The sequence below is a fragment of the Paenibacillus sp. J14 genome, assembly GCF_000518465.1.
Classification (GTDB): domain Bacteria; phylum Bacillota; class Bacilli; order Paenibacillales; family Paenibacillaceae; genus Fontibacillus; species Fontibacillus barengoltzii.
On sequence record NZ_JADQ01000019.1, the window covers coordinates 50,914 to 73,640 of the forward strand.

At 55.9% G+C, this 22,727-nt stretch carries 21 protein-coding genes and 1 riboswitch; of the genes, 16 read left to right on the forward strand and 5 right to left on the reverse strand.

Translation table 11 applies throughout. The annotated features are described in order from the left end of the window. The first annotated feature begins 270 nt into the window (after window positions 1-270). The 5 genes from M891_RS0109495 (at window position 271) to M891_RS0109515 (ending at window position 5,155) form a co-directional block, all read left to right on the forward strand. The gene (locus tag M891_RS0109495) at window positions 271-729 is read left to right on the forward strand and encodes a chemotaxis protein CheX (RefSeq protein ID WP_028538656.1); all 459 of its coding nucleotides are present in this window, start codon (window positions 271-273) and stop codon (window positions 727-729) included. A 103-nt stretch (window positions 730-832) separates the two neighbouring features. After that, the gene (locus M891_RS0109500) at window positions 833-1,609 is read left to right on the forward strand and encodes an SDR family NAD(P)-dependent oxidoreductase (protein WP_028538657.1); all 777 of its coding nucleotides are present in this window, start codon (window positions 833-835) and stop codon (window positions 1,607-1,609) included. A 122-nt stretch (window positions 1,610-1,731) separates the two neighbouring features. Beyond that, complete coding sequence (locus tag M891_RS0109505) at window positions 1,732-3,150, forward strand: DEAD/DEAH box helicase (RefSeq protein WP_028538658.1); 1,419 nt, start codon at window positions 1,732-1,734, stop codon at window positions 3,148-3,150. Between the two features lie 23 nt (window positions 3,151-3,173). Further along, a complete protein-coding gene (locus tag M891_RS0109510; RefSeq protein WP_028538659.1) occupies window positions 3,174-3,926 on the forward strand; it encodes an ABC transporter ATP-binding protein in 753 nt (250 codons plus the stop codon). A 2-nt stretch (window positions 3,927-3,928) separates the two neighbouring features. Then, complete coding sequence (locus M891_RS0109515) at window positions 3,929-5,155, forward strand: ABC transporter permease (RefSeq protein WP_028538660.1); 1,227 nt, start codon at window positions 3,929-3,931, stop codon at window positions 5,153-5,155. Window positions 5,156-5,223: 68 nt separating this feature from the next. Here M891_RS0109515 and M891_RS25770 read toward each other — a convergent pair whose 3' ends face one another. The 3 genes from M891_RS25770 to M891_RS0109530 all read right to left on the reverse strand — a co-directional run bounded on the left by M891_RS25770 (window position 5,224) and on the right by M891_RS0109530 (window position 7,483). Continuing rightward, on the reverse strand, window positions 5,224-5,343 hold the full coding sequence (locus tag M891_RS25770) for a YjcZ family sporulation protein (RefSeq protein ID WP_208855739.1): 120 nt from the start codon (window positions 5,341-5,343) through the stop codon (window positions 5,224-5,226). A gap of 107 nt (window positions 5,344-5,450) precedes the next feature. Further along, the gene (locus M891_RS0109525; protein ID WP_028538661.1) at window positions 5,451-6,749 is read right to left on the reverse strand and encodes an aminotransferase class I/II-fold pyridoxal phosphate-dependent enzyme; all 1,299 of its coding nucleotides are present in this window, start codon (window positions 6,747-6,749) and stop codon (window positions 5,451-5,453) included. A gap of 113 nt (window positions 6,750-6,862) precedes the next feature. Continuing rightward, window positions 6,863-7,483 (reverse strand): pyridoxamine 5'-phosphate oxidase family protein, encoded by a 621-nt coding sequence (locus M891_RS0109530; RefSeq protein ID WP_028538662.1) that lies wholly within the window; start codon window positions 7,481-7,483, stop codon window positions 6,863-6,865. Between the two features lie 128 nt (window positions 7,484-7,611). On the opposite strand from M891_RS0109530, the gene pdxR reads away from it, so the two are divergent. The 6 genes from pdxR (at window position 7,612) to M891_RS0109560 (ending at window position 14,817) form a co-directional block, all read left to right on the forward strand. Next, window positions 7,612-9,126 (forward strand): MocR-like pyridoxine biosynthesis transcription factor PdxR, encoded by a 1,515-nt coding sequence (gene pdxR / locus M891_RS0109535; RefSeq protein WP_036699910.1) that lies wholly within the window; start codon window positions 7,612-7,614, stop codon window positions 9,124-9,126. A 126-nt stretch (window positions 9,127-9,252) separates the two neighbouring features. After that, window positions 9,253-10,038, forward strand: coding sequence for a helix-turn-helix domain-containing protein (locus tag M891_RS0109540; protein WP_016311031.1), 786 nt, complete (start codon window positions 9,253-9,255; stop codon window positions 10,036-10,038). Window positions 10,039-10,308: 270 nt separating this feature from the next. After that, entirely contained in the window at window positions 10,309-11,754 is a 1,446-nt protein-coding gene (locus tag M891_RS0109545; protein ID WP_028538664.1) for an ABC transporter substrate-binding protein, read from the forward strand. A 107-nt stretch (window positions 11,755-11,861) separates the two neighbouring features. Further along, window positions 11,862-12,743, forward strand: a complete 882-nt coding sequence (locus tag M891_RS0109550; protein WP_028538665.1) for a carbohydrate ABC transporter permease — start codon at window positions 11,862-11,864, stop codon at window positions 12,741-12,743. A 29-nt stretch (window positions 12,744-12,772) separates the two neighbouring features. Next, window positions 12,773-13,636, forward strand: a complete 864-nt coding sequence (locus M891_RS0109555) for a carbohydrate ABC transporter permease (RefSeq protein ID WP_036699921.1) — start codon at window positions 12,773-12,775, stop codon at window positions 13,634-13,636. 17 nt (window positions 13,637-13,653) lie between these two features. Next, entirely contained in the window at window positions 13,654-14,817 is a 1,164-nt protein-coding gene (locus M891_RS0109560) for an efflux RND transporter periplasmic adaptor subunit (RefSeq protein ID WP_028538667.1), read from the forward strand. Between the two features lie 60 nt (window positions 14,818-14,877). Here the strand turns inward: M891_RS0109560 and asd are convergent, their stop codons facing one another. Further along, entirely contained in the window at window positions 14,878-15,675 is a 798-nt protein-coding gene (gene asd, locus M891_RS0109565) for an archaetidylserine decarboxylase (RefSeq protein ID WP_028538668.1), read from the reverse strand. A 181-nt stretch (window positions 15,676-15,856) separates the two neighbouring features. Continuing rightward, window positions 15,857-15,968: riboswitch (TPP riboswitch) on the forward strand. Window positions 15,969-16,069: 101 nt separating this feature from the next. Between asd and M891_RS0109570 the strand changes: the two genes are divergently transcribed. From M891_RS0109570 to M891_RS0109580, 3 genes are read left to right on the forward strand one after another with little or no spacing between them, the layout of a single operon-like run. After that, entirely contained in the window at window positions 16,070-16,681 is a 612-nt protein-coding gene (locus tag M891_RS0109570; RefSeq protein ID WP_371859519.1) for an ECF transporter S component, read from the forward strand. Continuing rightward, the gene (locus tag M891_RS0109575; protein ID WP_028538669.1) at window positions 16,681-18,306 is read left to right on the forward strand and encodes an ABC transporter ATP-binding protein; all 1,626 of its coding nucleotides are present in this window, start codon (window positions 16,681-16,683) and stop codon (window positions 18,304-18,306) included. Before M891_RS0109570 ends, M891_RS0109575 begins: the two co-directional genes overlap by 1 nt. Next, complete coding sequence (locus M891_RS0109580) at window positions 18,303-19,115, forward strand: energy-coupling factor transporter transmembrane component T family protein (protein ID WP_028538670.1); 813 nt, start codon at window positions 18,303-18,305, stop codon at window positions 19,113-19,115. Before M891_RS0109575 ends, M891_RS0109580 begins: the two co-directional genes overlap by 4 nt. Window positions 19,116-19,208: 93 nt before the next feature. Here M891_RS0109580 and M891_RS0109585 read toward each other — a convergent pair whose 3' ends face one another. Next, window positions 19,209-20,306, reverse strand: coding sequence for a YheC/YheD family endospore coat-associated protein (locus M891_RS0109585; RefSeq protein ID WP_028538671.1), 1,098 nt, complete (start codon window positions 20,304-20,306; stop codon window positions 19,209-19,211). 225 nt (window positions 20,307-20,531) lie between these two features. Here M891_RS0109585 and M891_RS23635 point away from each other — a divergent pair, with 225 nt between their 5' ends. Next, entirely contained in the window at window positions 20,532-21,710 is a 1,179-nt protein-coding gene (locus M891_RS23635) for a glycosyltransferase family 4 protein (protein ID WP_051416892.1), read from the forward strand. A 185-nt stretch (window positions 21,711-21,895) separates the two neighbouring features. Beyond that, a complete protein-coding gene (locus M891_RS0109595; RefSeq protein ID WP_036699914.1) occupies window positions 21,896-22,726 on the forward strand; it encodes a glycosyltransferase family 2 protein in 831 nt (276 codons plus the stop codon). Window position 22,727: the final 1 nt, after the last annotated feature.

Sequence of the window (22,727 nt, forward strand, 5' to 3'; positions counted from 1 at the left end):
AGAAGGCCTCCTTTCTTTCCCGTTCCTTGGGAAATGCGCCGGATGCGGCGCCTTCCTCCATGATTAATTCATTATAGGGGAATTTCGTTGGCTAAATCAATGACACGCCATTCGGCTTCATTCGACAAGATCATCCTTTAGAAGTACTTTTGTCCCCGTCAATTGATTTTTAATGACTTGTGCCTAGGAATAAAGTATAATAAGTTTTAACTAAATGCCGGGTCTATTGAATCGTAAAGTTATTCTTCTAGTGAAAAGGGGCGCATCCTTTTGAAAGCAGAAGTCATAAATCCTTTTCTTGAATCCGCACGTTCGGTTATTCAACAGGTTGTTCAAGTTTCGCCTTCCACCGGGAGTATGGGGGTTAAAGAAGTAATTCCTGTGCAGGATCATATATGGATTCAAATCGGAATGACGGGCCATTTCAGCGGCATGGTGGTGTTCGGTTTGCAAGAGGCCGTGGCGCTGCGCATCGTTTCGGCGATGATGGGCGGATTCGTCCTGACAGAGATGGATGAAATGGGGCAAAGTGCGATTTCCGAGCTGGGCAACATGATCAGCGGGAATGCCAGCACCATTTTGTCCAATCAAGGAATTGCTGTGGATATTACGCCTCCGCAGGTCCTCAAGATGGAGCAGGCGGCGGGGATTGGCCCTCGCAAGGCGCTTTGCATTCCGCTGTTGATGGACGGCATCGGCGAACTGGACATTCAAGTGATGATCTCTTAAGATTAGGTACAGCAGAAAGTCAAGTGCCAGCATTTTATACATACGGTTTCGTGAACAGAAGATGACTTTTTGAACTACCTCTTGAAGGGATGTTACAGTGCGTATGTCGTTAGAAGGCAAAATCGTTGTCGTCACCGGCGCATCCAGCGGGATTGGCGCTTTGGCGGCGCAGAGGTTGTCTGAGCGCGGCGCTGTGGTCGTTCTGGCTGCCCGGAATGCGGAGAAGCTGAACAGGGTTGCGGCGAGTCTGGCCGGACCTTATCGGGTATTGGAGATGGACGTTGGCAGCGACGCTTCCGTGAAGGAAGGATTCAATCAGATTCTGAAGGAATTTGGACGGGTCGATGTCCTGTTAAACAATGCAGGTTACGGGAAGTTTGAATACCTGGATCAAATGCCGGTTTCCGAATTTGCGGAGATGATGAACGTCAATTACATCGGGATGGTTCGGTGTACGAAGGCGGCCCTTCCGTCCATGAAGGCTGCCCGTTCCGGACGAATCGTGAATGTCGCTTCGATGGCTGGCAAGATCGGTACGGCCAAGTCTACAGCTTACACCGCGACGAAGCATGCAGTTATTGGCTTTAGCAGCGCGTTGCGTCAAGAGGTCCGGGAGTACGGCATTACGGTATCGACGATTAATCCGGGACCGATTGATACGCCTTTTTTTGATATTGCAGATCCAAGCGGTGGTTATGTCAACAACGTGCGTTGGATGATGCTCAAGCCGGAGCGTGTGGTGAAAGCGATGGTGAAAGCGGCGGAGAAGGGCACGATGGAAATCAACTTGCCTTGGATCGCCGGTGCAGGAGCAAAGTGGTATCAGATGTTCCCGCGACTCGCGGACCGGTTAAGCTATCGAATGATGAATAAGAAATAGCCTGCCTGTGAAGGCAGGCTATTTGCGTCGGTGTAAATTTGTTGTGACTTAGGCTTATCGCATATAATGAAAATATTGGCATAAGACATCAAGTACTTTGAAAATAAAGGATGAATAGCGAAATGACGAATATTACATTTGCCGGGCTGGGAATTGGTGAACAGTTGACCGCAGCCTTGCTGGACTACGGAATATCGGAGCCGACACCGGTTCAGGCCGAGTGTATCCCTGCGGCGTTGGAAGGCCGGGATATTCTTGCACAATCCCAGACCGGAACGGGGAAGACGCTGGCTTACCTGCTGCCCTTGCTGCAACGGATGACCCCTGAAGAGAAGACGTTACAGGGGTTAATTTTGGCACCTACCCAGGAGCTGGCGATGCAAATTCTGCGGGAGGCGGAGAAGTATGGAGAAGCGCTGGGGATCCGAAGCCAGGCGTTAATCGGCGGAGCTGCGATCAAGCGCCAGCTGGAGAAGCTGAAGCAGCACCCCCAACTTGTCGTAGGAACGCCGGGCCGGATTCGTGAAATTTTAGCGCTCCGCAAGCTCAAGCTGCATACGCTGCGCACCGTGGTTGTGGACGAAGTGGATCAAATGTTCCAACTTGGCGGCACAGCGGACGTGGAGCACATTCTGCGCGGGACGTTGCGGGACCGCCAGCTGATGTTCCTGTCGGCGACAATTAACCCGGATATTCGGGCATTGGCAGCGAAAGAGATGAAGGAGCCGCTGGAAATCGGGATTGAACCGGAGCACCGAACGTCCAAAACGGTGGAGCATCTTTACTTCTTATCCGAAGCGCGGGATAAAATCGATATGCTGCGGCGGATCGTACGCCACTTCGAACCGGAGCGGACCATTGTATTTATCAATAATACGGATCAGATCGCTGAAGTTGAAGCGAAGATGAACTATGTAGGTCTCAGCGCTGGCGCTTTATATGGAGATGCGGACAAAACGGCGCGCAGCCTGACGCTGAAGCGATTCCGCGAAGGGAAAATCCGCGTGCTGGTGGCGAGCGATGTTGCTGCCCGCGGACTGGACATTGAAAATTTGGCTCTGGTCGTGAACCTCGATCCGCCCATTGATTCCGAGCATTACGTTCACCGAGTCGGCCGAACTGGCCGGATGGGGCGGAAGGGTCTGGCCGTTTCGATCGTGACGCCGCAAGAAGAATTCATTATGCGTAAATTCGCTCGGGAACTGGGCATTGAGATTGAGCCCAAGGCGTTATATAGCGGGAAGCTGGTGGATGCTGGTGAGGCAGGTTCCGGCAAGCGAACCCGGCCCACTGTTGGCGGCAAGCTTGGCGCAGACAAGGCGCCTCGCCGCAAAGGCACACCGGGGAGCGCTGGCCGTACAGCAGGGGAAGGCGGTAACGGACGGACATCCCCGTCGGCACAGATTTCCGGCCGATCTGCTTCCAGTCATGGAGGATCGCGGAAGGTATCGCCCACCGCTGAGCGGAAGAAGGAGCGTCTTCAGGATCGGAAGAATAAAGGGGCTCCAAAGTGGTTGAAAAATAAGCCGCCGCGCAGTTAGGCGGATCGTGGGAGGCGTTAGGTTTGAGTGGAAGTGAACTGCCTGTATTGCAGGTCGACGAGCTGAGCGGCGGTTACAGCTTGGGAAGGCCTGTTCTTCACGACATAAGCTTCGAGGTGAAGCCGGGGGAAATGGTTGGGCTGATTGGGTTAAACGGGGCCGGTAAGAGCACAACCATGAAGCATATTCTGGGACTGATGACCCCGCATCAGGGAGAAATTCGCATTTCCGGCAATACGCGGGACGAATCGCCGGAGGCCTATCAGTCGCAGCTGGCCTTCGTCCCGGAGTCGCCGTTGCTCTATGAGGAATTGACGGTACGGGAGCATTTGGAGTTTGCAGCCCGGGCCTACGGCGTCGAGCCGGCAGCTTACCGGGAGCGGGCGGACCATCTGCTGAAGCTGTTCCATATGGAAGAGAAGGCGGACAGCCTGTCCGCCCATCTCTCCAAAGGGATGAAGCAGAAGGTGATGATCATGTGTGCGTTTGTCGCCCGGCCGCCGCTGTATATTATCGATGAACCGTTTCTTGGATTGGACCCGCTGGGCATCCGGTCGCTGCTTGATTTCATGTTGGAAATGAAACAGGGCGGCGCCTCGATTCTATTGAGCTCGCATATTCTGTCAACGATTGAAAATTACTGCGACCGCTTTATCGTCCTGCACCGGGGGAGAGTTCTGGCCCAAGGGACGCTGGCTGAAATCGGGGAACAGGCGCAAGCCTCGGGAGCTTCGCTGGAGCAAATATTCTACGCCTTAGTGAAGGACGGCGAATAGCGATGGAGCTTCAAACGCTGCGAAGCCAGCGGAGAGCGGCCTTCTGGGGCAAAGTGCTCCCGTATTTGCCCTATGTCTTTCAGAGCGGCCTCGCCGTCTTGCTGCTCCTGCTGCTCATTGCGTTTTCGGCTTGGTATACGGCGTTTCTGCAGAACCTTCCGCCCGGTTTGCCGATTCGCTGGATTTTGCTGCTATTATGGGGGCCGCTGACCGTCTATGCCGGATTCCGAACTTATGTGCAGCCGGCGGACGTCATTTTCTTGCTGCCGCAGGAGACGCAAATGAAGGCTTACCTGGCCCCGGCTTTTCGGAACGGACTGATTTATAAGCTGGTTGGGCTCTATATTGTGGTGTTACTGGCTTGGCCGTTATATCAACGCAGCGGCGAGGGCGGGGCCATTCAGCCCTTATGGCTGATGCTGGTCGTCTTGCTCTTGCTTAAGGCGTTAAGTGCCTACGGCGCTTGGCAGGAGCTCCGGATTACGACGTCTCGGGCTAGAGCCGGGTATCGCTTGCTGCGCTGGTGCTTCGTGCTGCTGATGACGGCAGCATGGATTTGGCAACCCGCCTGGAAAAGCGCCTTGTTCATGGTACTCGTCAGTCTCAATTACGGGCTGATCTTGCGGTTCCCGATGAAACACACGGTCCCTTGGGACAACCTGATCGCCGCGGAACGCACAGCGGCTGCTCGGGTGCAAATGATGCTCAGCTGGTTCGTGGACGTGCCGTCGGAAGGTCAGAAGGTGATCCGCCGTCGCTGGTTGTCTGGCATCGGCAACCGGATTCCGTGGCAGCCGGCCGAAGCCTACCGTTATCTGCTGGTCAAGACGTTCGTCCGGAGCGAGCTGCTCGGGATCCTGCTTCGCTTAACGTTGCTGGGCATGGTGCTGACAGGATGGAACGATCAGTCGTGGCTCGGACTGGCGATTCACTTGCTGTTTGTGTTCCTGGCGGGCATGCAGCTCGCCGCCTTGCGCCAGACCCATCGGGACTCACCGGCAGCTTCCTTCTACCCGTTGCCTGCTGGCGCACGGAAGACAGCGACGCTTCGATTAAGCTCCCGACTGCTGTTCGCGATCACGGTATTGCTGTGGCTTCCGATGGTTGTCATCCCGGGCGGAGATGCGCTTTTGACGTTTGGCTCCTTGGCCGCAGGCTTATTGTTGGCGTTAGGTATGCGTTCTGCCTGGAAGCGCAGATGGCGCGAAGAGGACGAAGACGAGGAATAGTAAAAAAAAGGACCGTTTCCCTGCTCGGGAACGGTCCTTTTTGAATTGGAAACTTATCTCAGAGCAAGTTACACCAGGATGGAACGGCTAACGATAACCAACAGGATAAAGAGAACCAGGATCACACCTGTGCTCGTGAACAGGCCGCCGTAGCCGTAGCCGCCTCTTGCTTCTTCAATTCCGCTCATTTTCATTCCCCTTTCCCAATTAGGCGTTTTGTATTTGTACACCGTATTGTATGAGAAGAGGGGCTGGCGTGCGTGGGCCAATGTGCCGTTCTCCGGCGGTTCGCCGCCTATTTGCCCTGCAGGTCTTGGACGCCTTGATAGATCAGATCAAACAGTTCTTCCAGATGCTCTTCCGCGATACAGGAGAAGGCGATCCGCAGGTCGGTGTCGCCCAGCGCGATCGTGCCGATGCCGTACTGGTGGATCAGATGCTGCCGCAGCGCTTCTGCCCCGACTGTCTTAAGCTTCAGGCACATGAAATAGCCGGAATTGAACGGATAGTATTCCCACACGTCCCCGTATTTGCCGCTGTCGAGCAAGTCTTTCACTTTATTCGCCCGGCCTTTCATAATCCGGAACTTCTCTTCCTTCTGAGCGGAAAATTCCGGAGATTTCAAGGCACGCAGCACAAATGTTTGCGAAGGATGGGCACCGCTCGAAATTGTGGCACGGATAATTCCCAGCGTCTTCTGCTCCAATGCGGTCAGCACCGCTTGGTCTTCGGCCGCGTACGTAATAAATCCGACGCGGAAGCCCCAGACGTATTCTTCCTTCGTTGCTCCGTCCACTTTGATAGGCAGAATGCGCGGATGCAGTCCGGCCAGCTTGCCAAATAAGGATTCATGAAGGGAATCTTCGAAGAACAAGCCAAAATACGCATCGTCGGTTACGACGACCACGTTTATTCCTTCTTCGGCCGCCGCCTGGATGGCAGCTACGATCTCTCCGCCTTCCTTGGCGCCCGGCGTATATCCGGTTGGGTTGTTCGGGAAGTTCAAGATCACGATCGCTTTGCCTTTATCCTTCTGAGCCAACAGCGCTTCGCGCAATCCGGCGCTGTTGAAGGTCATGTCTTCGGTGAATAACGGGAAGTTCACGATGTCGGCGTGACGGCGAATGCCGAAAGTGAGCTCGTAATTCTCCCAGTTTTTGTCCGGATAAATGACAACATCGCCTTCATCGACGAACAGATCGGCGACGATGCTGAGCCCGTGGGTCAGGGCGTTGGTAACAATCGGTTGGCCGAAGCTCTTGCCTTCGAGCGACGGATTCTCCTGAATCATTTTATCACGCCATACGCTGCGCAGCTCAGGTTTGCCTGCTGGCGGGGCATAAGGGTACAAATCCTGCGGTTTATAGGCGGACAAGGTGTCCTGAATCGCTGCAAGATGCATCGGGATGCCGTTTTCGGTAGCGATGCCAATCGTAGCGTTATATTTCTTAGCGTGGGCTGAAGCTTCGGCAGATTGGCTTAAAATGCCTTCCTTCGGGAAATAAATTTCCTTGCCCAGCGTGGACAGCATGTCATACACGTGCCGGTTGCCGGATTTGACGCTCTCGTTTAACTGCTCCGCGAGTGGGTTCATCACATTCATCCTTCCAAATCGGTTTGATATTTTAGGACAGTAACGTCTTAAACTGCCTAACATTATATCATTTCGACCCGGACACGTCACGGTGAAATCACAGCCGATTTGGCTTATTTTTCTGGGTGGGCCGGACAGTATTTCTTCATGAGGGCAATTGTCTCTGCATCCAGTTCATTCCCCCGCTGCTTGAGGCCGGAGGTGACGGCGGTTCGATTCGGTTCCTTCAAATTTTGTCCGAATTTAAATTTGGCGCTGATCGCTTCTGGCACAATCCGGCAAAGGGCTACGGCCTTCAGTTGTCCGGCATAGTCAGGATCCTCAGGCGTGATCGGGGCGTAACCGCCCTCCGGCTGCAGCTTCTCCATAAACAGGGTAAAGGCGTGAGCTTTTTCCTCAAGATCGTCGACCCTTTCCACCCGTCCGCGCACCATGATGCTTTTGAAGTAAGAGGAGGCCGGGCAGGCCAGCTTGGGATCGGTAAAATAAGATGGGATGATCGCATACTCCTTGGCAACTGTAAAGCTGACCCGTGGATCTTGAGTGATCTGCTTCATTTTCTCTCCCGCCAGGCTTCCGTGAAAATAGAAATGCTTGCCATCGTAAACGAAATTCAGCGGCGTGACCCGGCTCCAACCGTCCTCGCCGACCGTGCCGAGAAAGCCGAAGCTCATTTCCTGTAAAAACTCGTGAATTTCCGCCTCTTCTGTCATGCGAAATTCTTTTCTGCGCATGGTTGGTCCCCCCTCCGATGGTTTGACATTCAGCTTACGCCGGAAATTGACAATAAAAAAGAACCAATTTACATTAATTTTACTGGTCCAATTTCGGTTCATTTCGGGCGGAGACAGGGGGACTTGAGATGCCGGATTTTACGATTCCGTTGGCGTCGTTCAGCGAGAAATATCGATATAAATATTTAGCTTTGTACCATGCGCTTCGTGCGGCGATTCTCGACGGTACGCTGCCGGAGGGCACACGCCTGCCGGCGACCCGGGAGTTGGCCGAGTTATACGGCCTGTCCCGCGGGAGCGTCTCGCAGGCGTACGACATGCTCCACGCCGACGGCTACGTGCGGACCGCCGTCGGCAGCGGCACGTTTGTTGCCGGCGGGGTGCAGCCGCCGCAGGCGGACGAGGGGCCGAAGGCGCCGATCGCGTTGTCCCCTTGGGGACAACGTGTGATCGCGGCGATGGCCCACGGCGGCGACGCGAGCGAGCCGACGCTCGGCGGGGCGAGCACGCCGGGTGAGGCGGCGGCGCACGCTGGCGCAGCGCCAGCGGCGAGGGGGCCCGTCCCGATCTCGTACCGGGACGGGGGCCCCTGGGAGGCGCTGTTCCCGACGGCGGAGTGGAACAGCGCCCTGGCGTGGGCGGCGCGCAGCAAGCCCGGCGCCGCCTTGGGCGAAACCGCGGCTCCGGCCGGTGAGCCGGAGCTGCGTGCGGCGATCGCTGCGCATCTGCGGCGCAGCCGCGGGATTGCGGCAGAGGCAGAGCACATCTGCCTCTTCAACGGGTCGATGCAGGCGATCACGCTGCTGACCCAGCTGCTGCTGGGGGAAGGCGAGCCCGCGGTGCTGGAGAACCCGTGTTACTACGGGATCTCGCGGGCGGTGGCCGCCTGCGGAGGCGTGTCCGTCCCGGCGGCGCTGGACGGAGACGGCATCGTGCCGCGCGACTGGGACGCGCGGCTGCTGTTCGTCACGCCGGGTCGGCAGTTCCCGACCGGCGTCGTGCTCTCCCACGCCCGGCGGCGCGAGCTGCTGGCGTGGGCCGCGCGGCGGAACGCTGTCATCGTCGAGGACGATTACGACAGCGAGTTCCGCTGGGGCGGCCGCCCGCTGGAGCCGCTCAAGGCGTTGGACCGCGAGGAGCGCGTCGTCTACGTCGGCTCCTTCTCCAAGACGATGTTCGCCGCCCTGCGGGTCGGCTATGCCGTGCTGCCGCGCACCCTGGTTCGGCCCGTTGCGAGCGCGAAGGCGCTCTACGAGCCGGTGCCGCCGGCGCGGCTGGAGCAGCGGGCGCTCGCCCGGTTCATGCGCACGGGCGGCTACGAGCGCCACCTGCGCCGGATGCGGCGCCACTACGGCGCCAAGCAAGAGGCGTTCCGCCGCTGTATGGAACAGGAGCTGGGCGAATTGTTCCGCCTTCGCCCCGCCGATGCCGGATTACTGCTGTACGCCGAATGGCTCCGCTCGCCGGAGGAGTACCAGGCCTTCCGCCAAGCGGCGGCCGGTCGCGGCGTCCTGTTTCGCGATGCGGCCATTTACCGGATCACTCCGGGGCCGCCGGCAGCCTGCTTTGCTTTTTCCCATTTAGACGAATTGACGCTCATTGAGGGTGTATTTCGTATGAAAGCGGCCTGGGGGGATATTTAAACCCGTGCGCTTTAAAGGTATAATAAAGGTGATAAACTTGTCCTCGTGATGTAATGAGGAGGACAAGACATTGTACGGATCAGGCAAAATGATGCGATTGTATTTTTTTTTACGGGAGGGAAGGACATGCTTCACGTTTCACCATCATCATTTGAATTGAAGCCGGCATTCGCCAAAATCGTCTGCGAACCCGGTTGGAAATGGCACAAGAGGGAGAAGCCGTTGCAGAACTATGATCTCTTCTATGTGTGGAGCGGTGAAGGCACGGTTGTCCTGAACGACCAGCCCATTCCGGTCAGTAAAGGCAGCTGCTTCCTGTTCCGCAAGGGGGATCACACCAGTGCTACGCATAACCCGCAGAAACCGCTGGTGCTGACGTACATCCATTTCGACGTCCACGAGCCCGTGACCGAAGTGCCGGGTCCCTACCGCGTACTGGAGGATACGCTGGATTTCGAGTATATGTTGTCGCGTTACGTCCGTTTATTTTTGATGAAGGCCTATGCCGCCGAAGAGGAGGCTCAGCTGATCCTCAAGCAGCTGTTGATTTATTTGCTGCGGGAAGAACGGCAGGTACCGGTAGAGAAGAAGGTCAGCAACCAACTGCATGAAGTGATCCATGAAGTGGCGAACTATGTGCTCCAGCATCCCGGCCTCCCTCATAAAGTGCAGGATTTGGCTGCCCGGGCGGGATTGTCCCCGCGCTATTTCTCGATTAAGTTCAAGGAAATTATCGGAATGTCTGTGCAATCTTACATCATTAAGTCGAGAATCGACCGGGCGCAGCATTTGCTTCTGCATGCCGGCATGAATGTGACCGAGGTGGCAGATGCGCTGGGGTATCGGGACATCTTCTTCTTCAGTCGCCAGTTTAAGCAATATACGGGAAAAAGCCCATCCGAAATCCGTTAAGCAGGTTGTTCTAAATCACGAACACCCTCTGAAGTGAATGAATTCATTGTTCTCGACTGCCAAGCTTGAAGCTTCGGCGGTTTTTTCTTTACAAACCTACAGGTTATTTTTGCCTAGTGTAGGCCGGACAACATCGTCCGGTCTTTTTTTGTGGCCGCGCCTGAGACAATTTGTTTACAAGTCAGTGATATTTTGGCGACATGTATGCCGTAAGCTGAGTGTTGCGTCGAAAGACGGCCTCATCCTGAAGACGAAGGAGGAAAAAGGAATATGAAACCGATGACTTGGCTGGGACTCGTGCTGCTGCTGGTTCTCTCTGCTTGCACCGGGTCCGGGAACGGGGAAGGGGGATCACTCGCGGATACGTCAACAACCGGGATAGCGTTGAATGGTACGAGCGGCCCTGCTTCCGGGACATCCGGCGATCCGGGGAAGAAGGAGAAATCGAATGAGCAGGTGAAGCTTGTCGTCGCCACTTATTTTTTGAGCGATCAGGTCAAGGCTGCCGTGGAGAAATATGAGCAACTGCATCCGAATGTCGATATTGAGCTGCATGCCGCTTCGACGTCGGGCAAAGATCTGAACGATGTGATGAACAAGCAGGAACAATTTATCAAGACCAGCAACACCGCCATGTTGGCCGGAAAAGGACCTGACATCATTGAACTCGATCAGCTTCCTTCCGAACAATACGTGAAGCGGGGGTTGCTTGTCGATTTACACGAGCTGATGGATCAAGACGCTGACTTTCACAAGGAAAATTATTTCACCAATATTATGGACCATGTGCAAAGCGGCGGGGACGGCGGGTTATACGGCATGCCATTGTATTTCTCACTAGTTGGTCTGTATGGCAATGTGGAAGCTATAGAACAAGCAGGCGTTTCGTTTGACGATGACAGCTGGACGCTGAACGACTTCATCGACACCATCAAGCAATTAAAGCAAAAGGGCGATCCATCGTATATCTTCATGGGCGAGGAACGTTATTTCTTGGAACAGCTCGTGACGGAAAATTTCGAGAAGCTCATCACCGTAACGAACGGGGAGCCGCAATTGGATACAAACGCCTTGGCTGAGATGATGGAGCAGGTCCAAAAGATGGCGGATGATGGACTGCTTCATAAGATGGGGAACTATCAGAGACTAACTGCGGTTGGGGAATCCGGGACCGACAGCAAGAATCCCGCCTATTTCATGGATGCAGAGCTCTATTCGCTGCGGGACGCCTTGTTGTACGCCCCATTCCCGCGTACGGCGCTGTATGCTAAGCCGCATCTGGTGAATGCGGGTGGCGGCGGCTACTTCAAACCGTTCGGGCAGCTTGGCATCAATGCCAATTCCGACCATCCACAGGAAGCTTGGGACTTCATTCAATTTCTGCTCAACGAGGAGAGCGTACAAGCTTATTTCGACGAGCATTTGGATGCCAGCCCTGGTTTTCCAATGAACCGAAGTGTATACGAGCAACAGAAGAGCAAGCTCCTTCAGGACGGAACGGTTACAAGCGGGAACGGTCCGAAGGTTCCGGTCGATCCGGATATGCTGGCGCAGGTGGACCATTACATCAACACAGCCGTCCATGCTGTGGGAGGTCCTTCCAAACTCTCCGAGACGATATATAACGAGACGGAAGCGTTCTTTGCCGGCCAGAAGTCAGCGAGCGACGTAGCGAAGGTGATCGCGAACAAGATCAATCTGTTGTTGAATGAATGACGGATAATGGACAACTTTTTACTTAGAGAGGGGATGGGACATGTATCACGAAACAATCGCGGAGGACGTCGCCCATTTGCTGCAGAACCAAGCGACGACTGAGCCCCATGAATAAGCTGCTCACCCTGCTTCGCAAGGACGGGTTCCAGGCTTTCTGGCTGCTTGCTCCGAGCGTGATTGGCTTCTCGATCTTTTATCTGATCCCATTTCTATTAGGCTTCTGGGAATCGTTCACGGACGGTGCGGGCGTTGGAGGAAGCAAATTCGTTGGCTTGCATAACTACATCAACCTGCTGGGCAGCAGCTCCTTCCGCAAGGCGGCTGCCAATACCTTGCTATTCACCGCGGTCAGCGTTCCGTTGCTCATTCTCTTGTCCCTCGGCTTGGCTTTGCTGCTGAACCGGCCGTTGTTCCTCCGTGACGGGATCCGGACATCCATCGTGTTGCCCCTCGTCGTTCCCGTCGCTTCGACCGTTACGATCTGGCAAATTTTCTTCGATTGGAACGGGACGCTGAACGAGTGGCTGCATGAGTTCGGGCAAGGTCGAATCGATTGGATGCAGTCCGATTGGTCGATAGGCATCGTTGCGGTGATGTTTCTTTGGAAGAACCTCGGCTACAACATGATTCTGTTCCTGGCTGGCTTGCAATCGATCCCTAGATCGTATTACGAATCAGCCAGTATCGAGGGAGCGGGACCGTTGCGCCGGCTGTACCACATCACGCTGGTCTATTTGACGCCAACGATGTTTTTCGTCGTGCTCATTTCCATCGTCAATTCGTTTAAAGTGTTCCGGGAAACGTATCTGCTGGCGGGGGATTATCCATACGATCGCCTCTACATGATGCAGCATTATATGAACAACATGTTCGCTTCGCTGGACGTTCAGAAGCTGACTGCCGCCGCGATCCTGATGGTCGGCTGCATCGCTCTGCTGGTTGCTCTTCTGCTCGCGGTGGAGCGTCGGTTTCGGGAGAACATGGAATGAACGGAGGTGATCGAGTGAGGAAGCTCGGCATGCTGCCCCAAATCATCGCGGCGCTTGCGGCTGGCGCAGTTGCGCTGGTTATGCTCGTGCCCATCATTCTGACCGTGACGGGTTCGCTGATGACGGAACAAGAGATCGAGCGGAATTACGGTCTTCTCGGCGTCATGATCGATGTATCGCAGGGAGGAGCGGACGCTTTCGTTAATTTGAAGCTGCTTCCTGACTGGCTGTCCTTCGGCCAATACGCGCAAATCTTAATCCAGTCGGCGAAATATCTTCACATGTTCTGGAACTCCGCCCTGCTGGTGGCACCGATTGTGGTTGGGCAAGCCGTCTGCGGTACGCTGGCGGCTTACGCCTTCGCCAAGCTGCGATTTTTCGGCAGGGATCAGCTGTTTTTCGTCTATCTGCTCACCATGTTGATGCCGTTCCAGGTGACGCTCGTGCCCAACTATCTCGTTATCGACCAACTGGGCCTGATGAATCACGAATCGGCGATCATTCTACCCGGCATCTTCGGCGCGTTTGGCGTGTTCATGATGCGCCAATTCATGACGCATATTCCGAATGCGTACATCGAAGCTGCTAAAATCGACGGAGCGGGGCAGTTCACGATTTTCTTGCGCATAATCGTTCCGCTTGTCCAACCCGGCCTGGCGGCTCTAAGTGTTCTCCTGTTTATCGACTACTGGAACATGATTGAGCAACCGCTCATCTTCCTGCAGGATGACGCCAAGCAGCCGTTGTCTCTCTATCTGGCGCAGATTAACAAACAGGCCCGCGGCATCGGTTTTGCGGCTTCAACGCTGTACATGGCTCCGGCGGTACTCCTATTTTTGTATGCGGAGTCGTATTTCGTCGAAGGGATTGGACAGTCAGGAATTAAAGGTTAGCCGGGAGGTGAGGGTGCTTGGAAGAATTGGCAACCCGTTCAAAACAAAGAAAAATACGCGCGCTTGGGGGACTCTTCTTCGCCCTGCTTATCGTGCTGACACTGGGCGGTAACACGATTCGGGCGTTGTCGATGCCGAAGGTGATCACGGCTGTGCCCACCGTCGGATCACTGGATTATTCCTATGAAGGGACCGCACTGGTCCGGCCGGCAGCGGAACGAAAACTGATGAATCCGGCGGGCTGGAAGGTGCTTAAAGTGCTTGTGAAGGTTGGAGATAAGGTGCACAAAGGACAGCCGCTCGTCCGGTATGACGACAGCGACGTGAAGGACCAGCTTGCCGATCAGCAATCTTCCCTGAAGAAGATGCAGTTGTCGCTGGAACAACTGGAGTACGATTTGAAGCAGGCGCTCCGGGAAGGGGATGAGGAAGCCGTGCATCATGCGTCCTCAGCGCTGAAGAGCATGCAGTTTGATATGGAAGATCAGAAGCGGCGCATCACCAAGCTGCAGGAGGAGATCCAAGCGGGTCGGGAGCTGATCGCTCCGGTGGATGGCATCGTCATGACGGTAGGTGCTGAAGAGGGGATCGCCTCAGCGGGGGTTCCCGACGTCAGCCTATCCGATACGTCCCAGGGCTATCAGATCTGGTTGATGGTGCCGGACGAGCTTGCGATCCTGATCCGGTCCGGTGAAGAACTTGATTCGATCACGCTTGTAGACGACGATGCCCGACAGCTTACCGGCACCGTTACCACGATCGAAGAGGCGTACGATGGAGGGGGGGATTCGATCGGCGATGACCAGCTTGGGCCTGGCGACAGCGACCAAGTCTCGGCCGCGAACACCCGGATCACGATATCACTGAAGGAAGAAGAATCCGGTCTCCTAGGCGGTGAACGCGTCAAAGTGAGCCTGCGCAAATCGAAGGGCGACCAACTGTTGCTCGTCCCCAATGAAGCCGTTCATCATGACAGCCAGGGGGCGTTCCTATACACGATCTCTGCGGAACAAGGCCCGCTTGGTAATGCATATTACGCAAAACTAACCCGAGTCGAGACGGAAGGTTCGAACGAATACGCAACAGCTGTCAGCGGTGAGATCTTCGAGCAGTCCGAGGTCATCGTAGGCAGCACAGGGCTGATCATGGACGGCACCCGCGTCCGGTATGAGCTGAACTAGCAATACAGTGCAGGAGATGGGAAGAGCCGGCCGAAGCCGGCGATGCATGGTCTTGTTTAATTAGCTTGGGTTTGCGGAGTTAAAGCGGCCCAGCGCTTCACCCATCCGTACCTTCTGTCCGGGGGCAAGTTCAGGCCAGGGGGTAAAGGTGCCGTTCTGGGTGAGCAGGACGACGGTGGATCCAAACTCGAAATAAGCGAGGTCGTCGCCTTGCTCCCAGGATTTTGCCGAAGGATCGGTATACTGGATACTGCTCACGTTCATCGCGCCGACCTTCACAAGAGCGATTTCCCCATACTCATGGGAGATGTAAGTGATCAAGCGTTCGTTTCGGCATAACACCTTCTTCATATGGCGCATGCCAAAATCATTCACCGGGTAGACCCGGCCTTGGATGTGCTCACTTTCCAGCTTTTTGCCCGTCACGGGCGCGTGAATCCGGTGATAATCGGTAGGACTCAGATACAGAACAAAGGCGTATCCGTGTTTGTACAATTCGACGCGGGGAGAGCCGGCCAGCAGCGCTTCCAAGGAATAATCCTGTCCTTTCACGTTCAGGATCGTGCCGGATTGCACCTCGCCCATAAACGTAATCAGCGCGTCCACCGGACTAATCATCACTCCCGGCTCCGCGTGCAGCGGGCGCATGCCCGGCTTTAGCTTGCGGGTGAAGAATTCGTTTAACGTGCGGTATTCCCGAAGCTCCTTCTCCGCTTCATGCAGCGGAATGCCATACGATTTTGCGAATAAAGGGATCATTGCTCGGCTAACCCCCGAATGAGAGAACTTGCCTATCAACCGGGATAACCATTTCCGGGAGGAAAGCTCCGTCATCCATTTCATCCATGTCGCGGCCAAATCGCATCCTCCTAGTCTGTCCAGTAATGCTGCATGGGTATTGATGAATTCGTTGCCACTTCCGCTTATCTTGACACAGAATCAGACCGAAATCAATAACGGATTGGTAACCCCCAGTTTACAGATTTGTACAAATTTAGGCTTGATGCCTGGGCGGGGTTGGTGTATGTTTATATCAATCGCATAGGGATACGGGGGCTTGAGCGAATCAGGCTGAGATAGCGGCATATTGCGCCGCGGACCGTTAATCTGATCTGGATAATGCCAGCGTAGAGAATCGATCGTCCGGGACTTTTTGTGCCTTCGTGCGTCCCCGTGACCTGACCACCGTCTGAGCTATTCAGGCGGTTTTTTTTACGATGCGAGGATTTAAATCAAATGATCAGGAGGAGAGATGAAGATGTCAGAGGTTGTTCAAAAAAGAACGGGGCGTGGTCTCAAGCTCAGTGATGTGCTGGTAACGGTGTTGGTCTCGCTGGTGCTAGGTGTGGTGTATCACTTTTGGAGTTCGGTGTACAATTTGTTCTCCCCCCTGTTCTTCCAGGCCGATGAACTGGTGTACGGGATGTGGTTCCTGGCTGCAACGCTGGTGTTCTTGTTGATTCGCAAACCGGGGGTGGCGTTAATCGCGGAGATCGCTGCTGCCCATGTGGAAATTTTGTTCGGGAGCGAGTGGGGCGTCCAGTTGGTTCTTTACAGTGTGCTGCAAGGTTTAGGGGCGGAGCTGGTGTTCGCCGCGTTCCGGTACCGGAAATTTTCCGGCTCCGTTGCTGCGTTGGCTGGGATTGGGGCTGCCGTAGGTTCGGTTCTCCCAGATTTCTTCTACGGCTATGTGCAGGATTACGAGCCGTGGCTCTTGACTGCCAAATATGCGATGCGGGCCGTCAGCTCGGCGCTGATCTGCGGGTACTTCGCTTATGCCGTCGTGAAGGCCGTAGAGGCAACAGGGGTTACGACATTGCTGCGACCCGTTGATCCCAAAGATTATGCGGCGTTGAATGACTGATGAGCAAAGAAACGACGGCAGCTGAGATCCGGGAGCTGCGGCTCAAGTTCCCGGGAGAGGATCGGTTTGTGTTTAAGGATTTGGATTTCTCGGTGCGGCGTGGGGAGCATGTGCTGCTGCTGGGTCCCAGCGGATGCGGCAAATCGACGCTGCTCCAGGTGCTGAGCGGCATCATTCCAGACCTAGTTGAGATTCCGATGCGCACGTCCGCACAACAGCTTCCCGCGTCATGGCGATTTTTGTTCCAGGATCCGGATACGCAGTTTTGTATGCCTTACGTGGATGAGGAGTTGGCGTTCGCCTTAGAAAATTTGGGCGTGCCGAAGCCGGATATGCCCGCGCGGATGCAGGCTGCATTGGCGAAGGTGGGCCTTGACCTGCCTGAGCTCCATGTGCCGATCGATTCGCTATCCCAAGGGATGAAGCAACGGTTGGCGCTTGCCTCCGTGCTGCTGGGCGATCCGGAGGTGCTGCTGCTGGATGAGCCTTCGGCATTGCTCGATCCGCAGGGCCGAGAGCAAATTTGGCAAGCGATCGCTAAGGTGGCTGAGGGCCGCACCCTCATTATCGTGGAGCACCGGATCGAGGAGTTGACGGCGCTAGGTCTGGTTGACCGCGTCGTGTTGTTTGGACCGGATGGGAAGGTGTTGGGCGAGGGGGCACCGGACGTCGTGTTTGATACGTATCATTCCGAGCTTATTGAATTTGGGATCTGGTATCCCGGCGTATGGGAAGCGTATTTTGCCACAGAAGCCGGCCGCAGGTTATTGGAGCCGGTGGGAGGTAGCCGGCAATTGGATGGGCCTGCCGCCGTGGAGTTGACTGACTTTCACGGGTTCCGGCATGGGCGGCCGGTGATTGAAGTCGGGCAAGCCGCCGTGTATCCCGGGGATTGGATTGCGATCACTGGGCCAAACGGTGCAGGGAAGAGCTCGTTGCTGCTCAGTCTGATCGGTTTGCTGCCGTCTGAGGGGGCATTTACACTGCAGGGAAAACGGATCGAGACTGGGAAGCTTAGCCGACGTGACCGCAGACGACGGTTGGAGTCGGCCGCTCGTGAGATCGGATTTGTGTTCCAGAATCCGGAGTTTCAGTTTGTCGCCGATCGGGTGGTGGACGAAGTCACCTTCTCGCTGAGGGAGGATGGACTTGACGCCAGAACGCTGAACGGTCGGGTGACGGAGTATCTAGAGCAGTTTGGTCTAACCGGCTTGGAGATGCGGCATCCTTACCAGCTGTCGCTGGGGCAGAAGCGGCGCCTTAGTGTGGCTGCGGCGGCCGTGCGCGAACAACAGGTGTTGCTGCTAGATGAGCCGACCTTCGGTCAGGATGCTGCGAACACGTTTGCCATTCTGCAGTTATGCGAGGCGTTACGTCGACGCGGGACGGCGATCCTCATGGTTACCCATGAAGAGCGGATCGCAGAGCAGGTGGCCACCCAGTATTGGGAGGTCCGGGACGGACGGTTGACGAGCCAACAGTTGACCTCGCGGGTAGAACGGTCCCAGGCAAGTGCCGGCGAATCACCGGAATCCAACGGATCAGCCGAACGGGGAGCGGATATCACCTCCGCGCCAACCGACCAGCCTGGCCGCCGGGATCCGGAGGCGGTGATTGCCAGATGAGACGTTTTCTGACCCCGAAACGGCGGACTTGGTTGCATCAGGCGAACCCGGCTGCCAAGCTGGCGTTGATGATCCTGCTGTTTCTGCTGACGTTATTTACGCACCGGCTTGATTTTATTTTTTATCAGGCGCTTCTTTTTACGTTCTTGCTCTTCCTGCTCAGCGGTTATGAACCTTGGAAAGTCGCTTTGCTTCTGTTCCCCTTTGCGCTGATCTTTGCCTCCTCGGCGGCGACGATGATTCTGTTTGGCAAAGGGACGGAGATCTGGTGGTCGTGGGGATTGTTCCGCATTTCTGAAGAAAGCTTCTACCGTGGGATTCACATCGGGTTCAAAGCAGTGGCCTTTGCTGCCGAAGGGCTGTTGTTCGTGTTGACGACTTCTTCGGTCGCTTTGTTTTACGCGCTAATGCAGCAGGCGAAGCTGCCGCCCAAATACGCCTACAGCTTTATGGCCTCGGTCCGGCTGCTTCCCATGGTCTGGGAGGAGCTGCTTGTCCGACGTAATGCGCTGCTGATTCGCGGCGTTCGCCGTCCGCGCGGACTGCCCGGTCTCGTCGCGCAAGCGAAGCTGTACGCTGTGCCGCTGCTGTCTCAGAGCATCCGGCGGGCCCATCGAGTTGCTGTCGCCATGGAAGCGAAAGCGTTCGACGGAAATCGGCCGCGCACGTATTATTACCCGACTGCCTATTCCCGGTACGATGTGTTGACATGGCTGCTCATCGGCTTGGTTGCGGCTGCAGCTTACTTCTTGGCGGACTTGTACCCGCTATTTCACATTGCAGATGTTCGCTATCATGAAATCTTATGAAACGAAGGGGCATGATTCCTTCCGGAGAAACGGGTTACTGCCTGCTCTCTGTGTTTAGGAATCCGCCCCTTTTTTTAGTTTTGTTCCATTTGGCTAAGCCCGGTTCGATCGGTCTAACAAATAACGGGCGTAAGCCATAGGCTGTCGATATGAATCCTTCCAGGCTTCCAGCAATCCGGCTTTACGAAAGCCGTAACGCTGGTCACGCCCATTGCATTCGATAAAGTAAGGCTTCCCGCTTGCGGATAAGCCAATGTCCAGCCCCAGGTCGGCGAGATGCGGGAGACGGTTGCCCAGATAGCGGGAGATGGTCAGGGCAAGCTCATTAACGTGAGCAAGGGCTGCCGGGACGATCTGCTCCGGGAGCACTTTGGCCAGCAGCTCCTTGGCGGGATGGGCTTCGCCGCCTCTGGCGAGGTTACACACAAAGCTGCCTGCAGCAGCTACTTTGGCGAAGCGCCCGGTGACGCTCCAATCGCCTCCGCCGCCCCGCTGGACGGTGATCCGCAGATCGATGGGGCGCTGCTCGTATTCCGCCAGCGGAATACGCTCTTGCACGAGATAAGGCGTGCGACGCAGCATATGCCGAACCCCGGGCGGCAGTTGTCCCCGATGCAGTCGAATCGTTCTCCATTGCCGCTGGCCAAGTGTCGTAGCATAAGTGAGCTCCCACCCTGACGATGGCAGATGTCGCAATCGCATGACACCATGGCCAACGGAGCCGCGGATCGGCTTAAGGATGAGGTCCGTATGGCGGGTCATCATGTTCCGCAGATTGCTGGGGGTTAACGGCATCGATGCCGGAAGGTACGGCCGCAAGTGAGGAGCACTCCAGAGCAAGCGGTGGATGAAGTCTTTTCCATAACGGTTGGTGGTATTAAAGATTGTGATGCCCCGGGCATTCAGGGATTGGAGTCTTTTTCGAGCTGCAAGTCTGGGATATAACGCTCGGTTATGGATCACTGAAGGCAAGGGAAGCTGTTGCTCGACGTATTCGATGCCATTATATACATAAGCGAGACATCTGCCCCCTGCCGGATCGATGCCGGCGAGACGCAAGAAAACGGGGATTAATCCATATTCCTGTGCCGCTTCTTCATACCCTGTGATCCACTCTTGGCCGGTTCTGCGCGTAGGGATCCCTCGGTACATGCTGGAATTCAGCAGGATTCCGACAGTGTCCTGACTCAAGTGGGTTTCCTCCTTCCCGTGCGTCTTCCTTCAGTGTATGTTGTCCCGGGTCATTAGCGTGGACGACTGTGCTGCGACAGCCGCCTGTTTTCGGGCGAACTACGGATGGAACACCGCCTTTGGCAAATTAGGCTCATCTTCCAAGAAGGTGTCACATTTGCCAGGAGCTTCTCGTATATTTAGGATATCGAATGCAAGTGAAACGGTAAGGAGGGGGGACTTCACATGGATCGGGAAAAAGTCGCGTTGATCGCGCCTGACGCCTTTACGGCGGTTTCAGGGAAACACCGTCCAGTGAAGAGGGTGCTTGAACGAATGCTCCCTCATGCGGCAGAGCAGCTGCACATTCGCCTCTTTGGCGTTGCGGACGGGCATCTACCGGCCCAAGGATGGATGGGGGGCGTTCCTTTTTATTGCTTGCCCGGGGGACGCCTCTATCTGGAGTCACTGCTGCGGCACTTGCGCAAGTGGCGGCCGGATACGGTGGACGTTTATGGCCGACCATTGCTGGCTTGTCAGCTGAAAGCTCGGCTTCCGCTCTCCCGTGTACTGTTGACGTTACCCTCTGCCCAGATCGTATCTTCTTCCTGCCATCCCAAGGCATATACAATGCAAGTTCTGGAAAACGTGGACGGCCTGATCGTCGGCAGTGAACGGACCAAAGCCGAGTTGCTGGCGCAGTTCCCCTCTTTGGTCACTCCGGTATGGGTTCATTTGCCGGGAGCAAGCCTAGAGGAACAGGTGCTGCTGCGCTGGACGCCAGATGGGGAACGGGAACGTCAACAGCGGCTGATGGAGCGGGGATGGATGAATCGCAAAATCATTCTATTGGCTGGAAGTTGGCCGCCGCTTAGGGACGAGGAGCACATTGTCTCGGCTCTTACCGAGGTGCTGGATCGCGTGCCGGAGGCGATGCTGGTGTTCCTTGCCGCCGACTTCCCCGGAACCGGGGCTTTCCGTGAATGGTTTGAGCGATCGAAGCCACATGGGCTTGCCGCCTACGCTCCAGAGCGGATTGCCTGCCTGCAGGCCGGGTCGCCTTACTTCATCTCGGATAGGTATCTCTTGGCGGATTGCCTGGTGATGTTACCGGGCGATGAGCCGGCATCGATGTTAATGCGCCTTGAAGCGATGGCTGCCGGCTTGCCTACGCTGGATGCTCATGACGCCCCGGTACTTGAATTTGCGGTTGATGGACTGCTCGCCGAAGGGGCGGGAGACAGTTTGGCTGATCGGATCATACTGCTGCTGGAGGAAGAGGAATTTCGTCAAGTCATCGGCCGGGCCAGCCGAGAAATCGTTCGTCGTCATTACCGCTGGGATCACACCGCAGACCGTTGGGTCAGTCTCGTGCGCGCCAGAGGGGTGCAGACGCACATAGGTCGACGAAGCGCTAAAAACTGATGATATCTGGATGTCCAGAGCTAATCTTAGGGAAACGCCGAAAGGCGTTTTTTTCTTTTGTCCCACAAGCAGGGCCTGTGCCGCATTCGTCAGGACAACTGTACGTTTGCCGTTACCAGCCCCCCGGCCAATCATACACTGAGGTATATGCTCCGGTATTATCACGTTTTTGGGAGGAAATTGATGTGGTCAAAAAACACAAGCGGCCGCGCATCCGACTGAACCGCAAACCGATTCAGCGCCCTAAAGTGCTGCCGCGTTTGGTCAATCATCCCGATCCCATCGTATCCATCATCATTCCGGCGATGAATGAAAGGGCGACGATCGCCAGCGTACTGCGTGAAGCCGGTCTGGTGCATCCGCGCAGCGAAACGATCGTCGTGGTGAACGGCTCAACTGACGGGACCGCTGAGCTGGCTGAAGCCTGCGGCGCTCACGTCATCCACGTACCGGAGCCGCTGGGACATGATGTGGGCCGGCGCGTTGGGGCGGAGGCGGCCCGCGGTCAAGTGCTGCTGTTCATCGACGCTGACATGGTGATTCCAGCCCGGGAGCTTCGGCCTTTTGTCAACGCGGTGCTGACGGGTGTCGATGTGGCGCTGAACAGCTACTCCGGCCCGGTACGAGGGAAGGTGGCACATCCAGTCGTTCTGGCCAAACACGTCCTGAACGGTGTGCTGCAGCGTCCTGACCTGCGCGGAGCTTCCTTGACGGCAGTCCCGCATGCGATGAGCCGAACTGCGGTAGACACCGTCGGCCTGGATGCGCTGGAGGTTCCGCCGCTCGCCTTAGCTAAAGCGATCCGGCTGGGGTTAAACGTCCAGCCGGTGCATACCGTCCCCGTTGGCAAGCTAAATCCAGCCCGGGGACGCATAGGGAAGAAGGGAAGTCGTGTTGATCCGCTGACCGCATTGGTGGCAGGGGATCATCTGGAGGCGATCCATTGGCTGCTCCTCCAGCAAGGACCGCGCGGCGGATACAGCGATCTGGGACGGCAACGCGGTAAGGTGAGGTGAT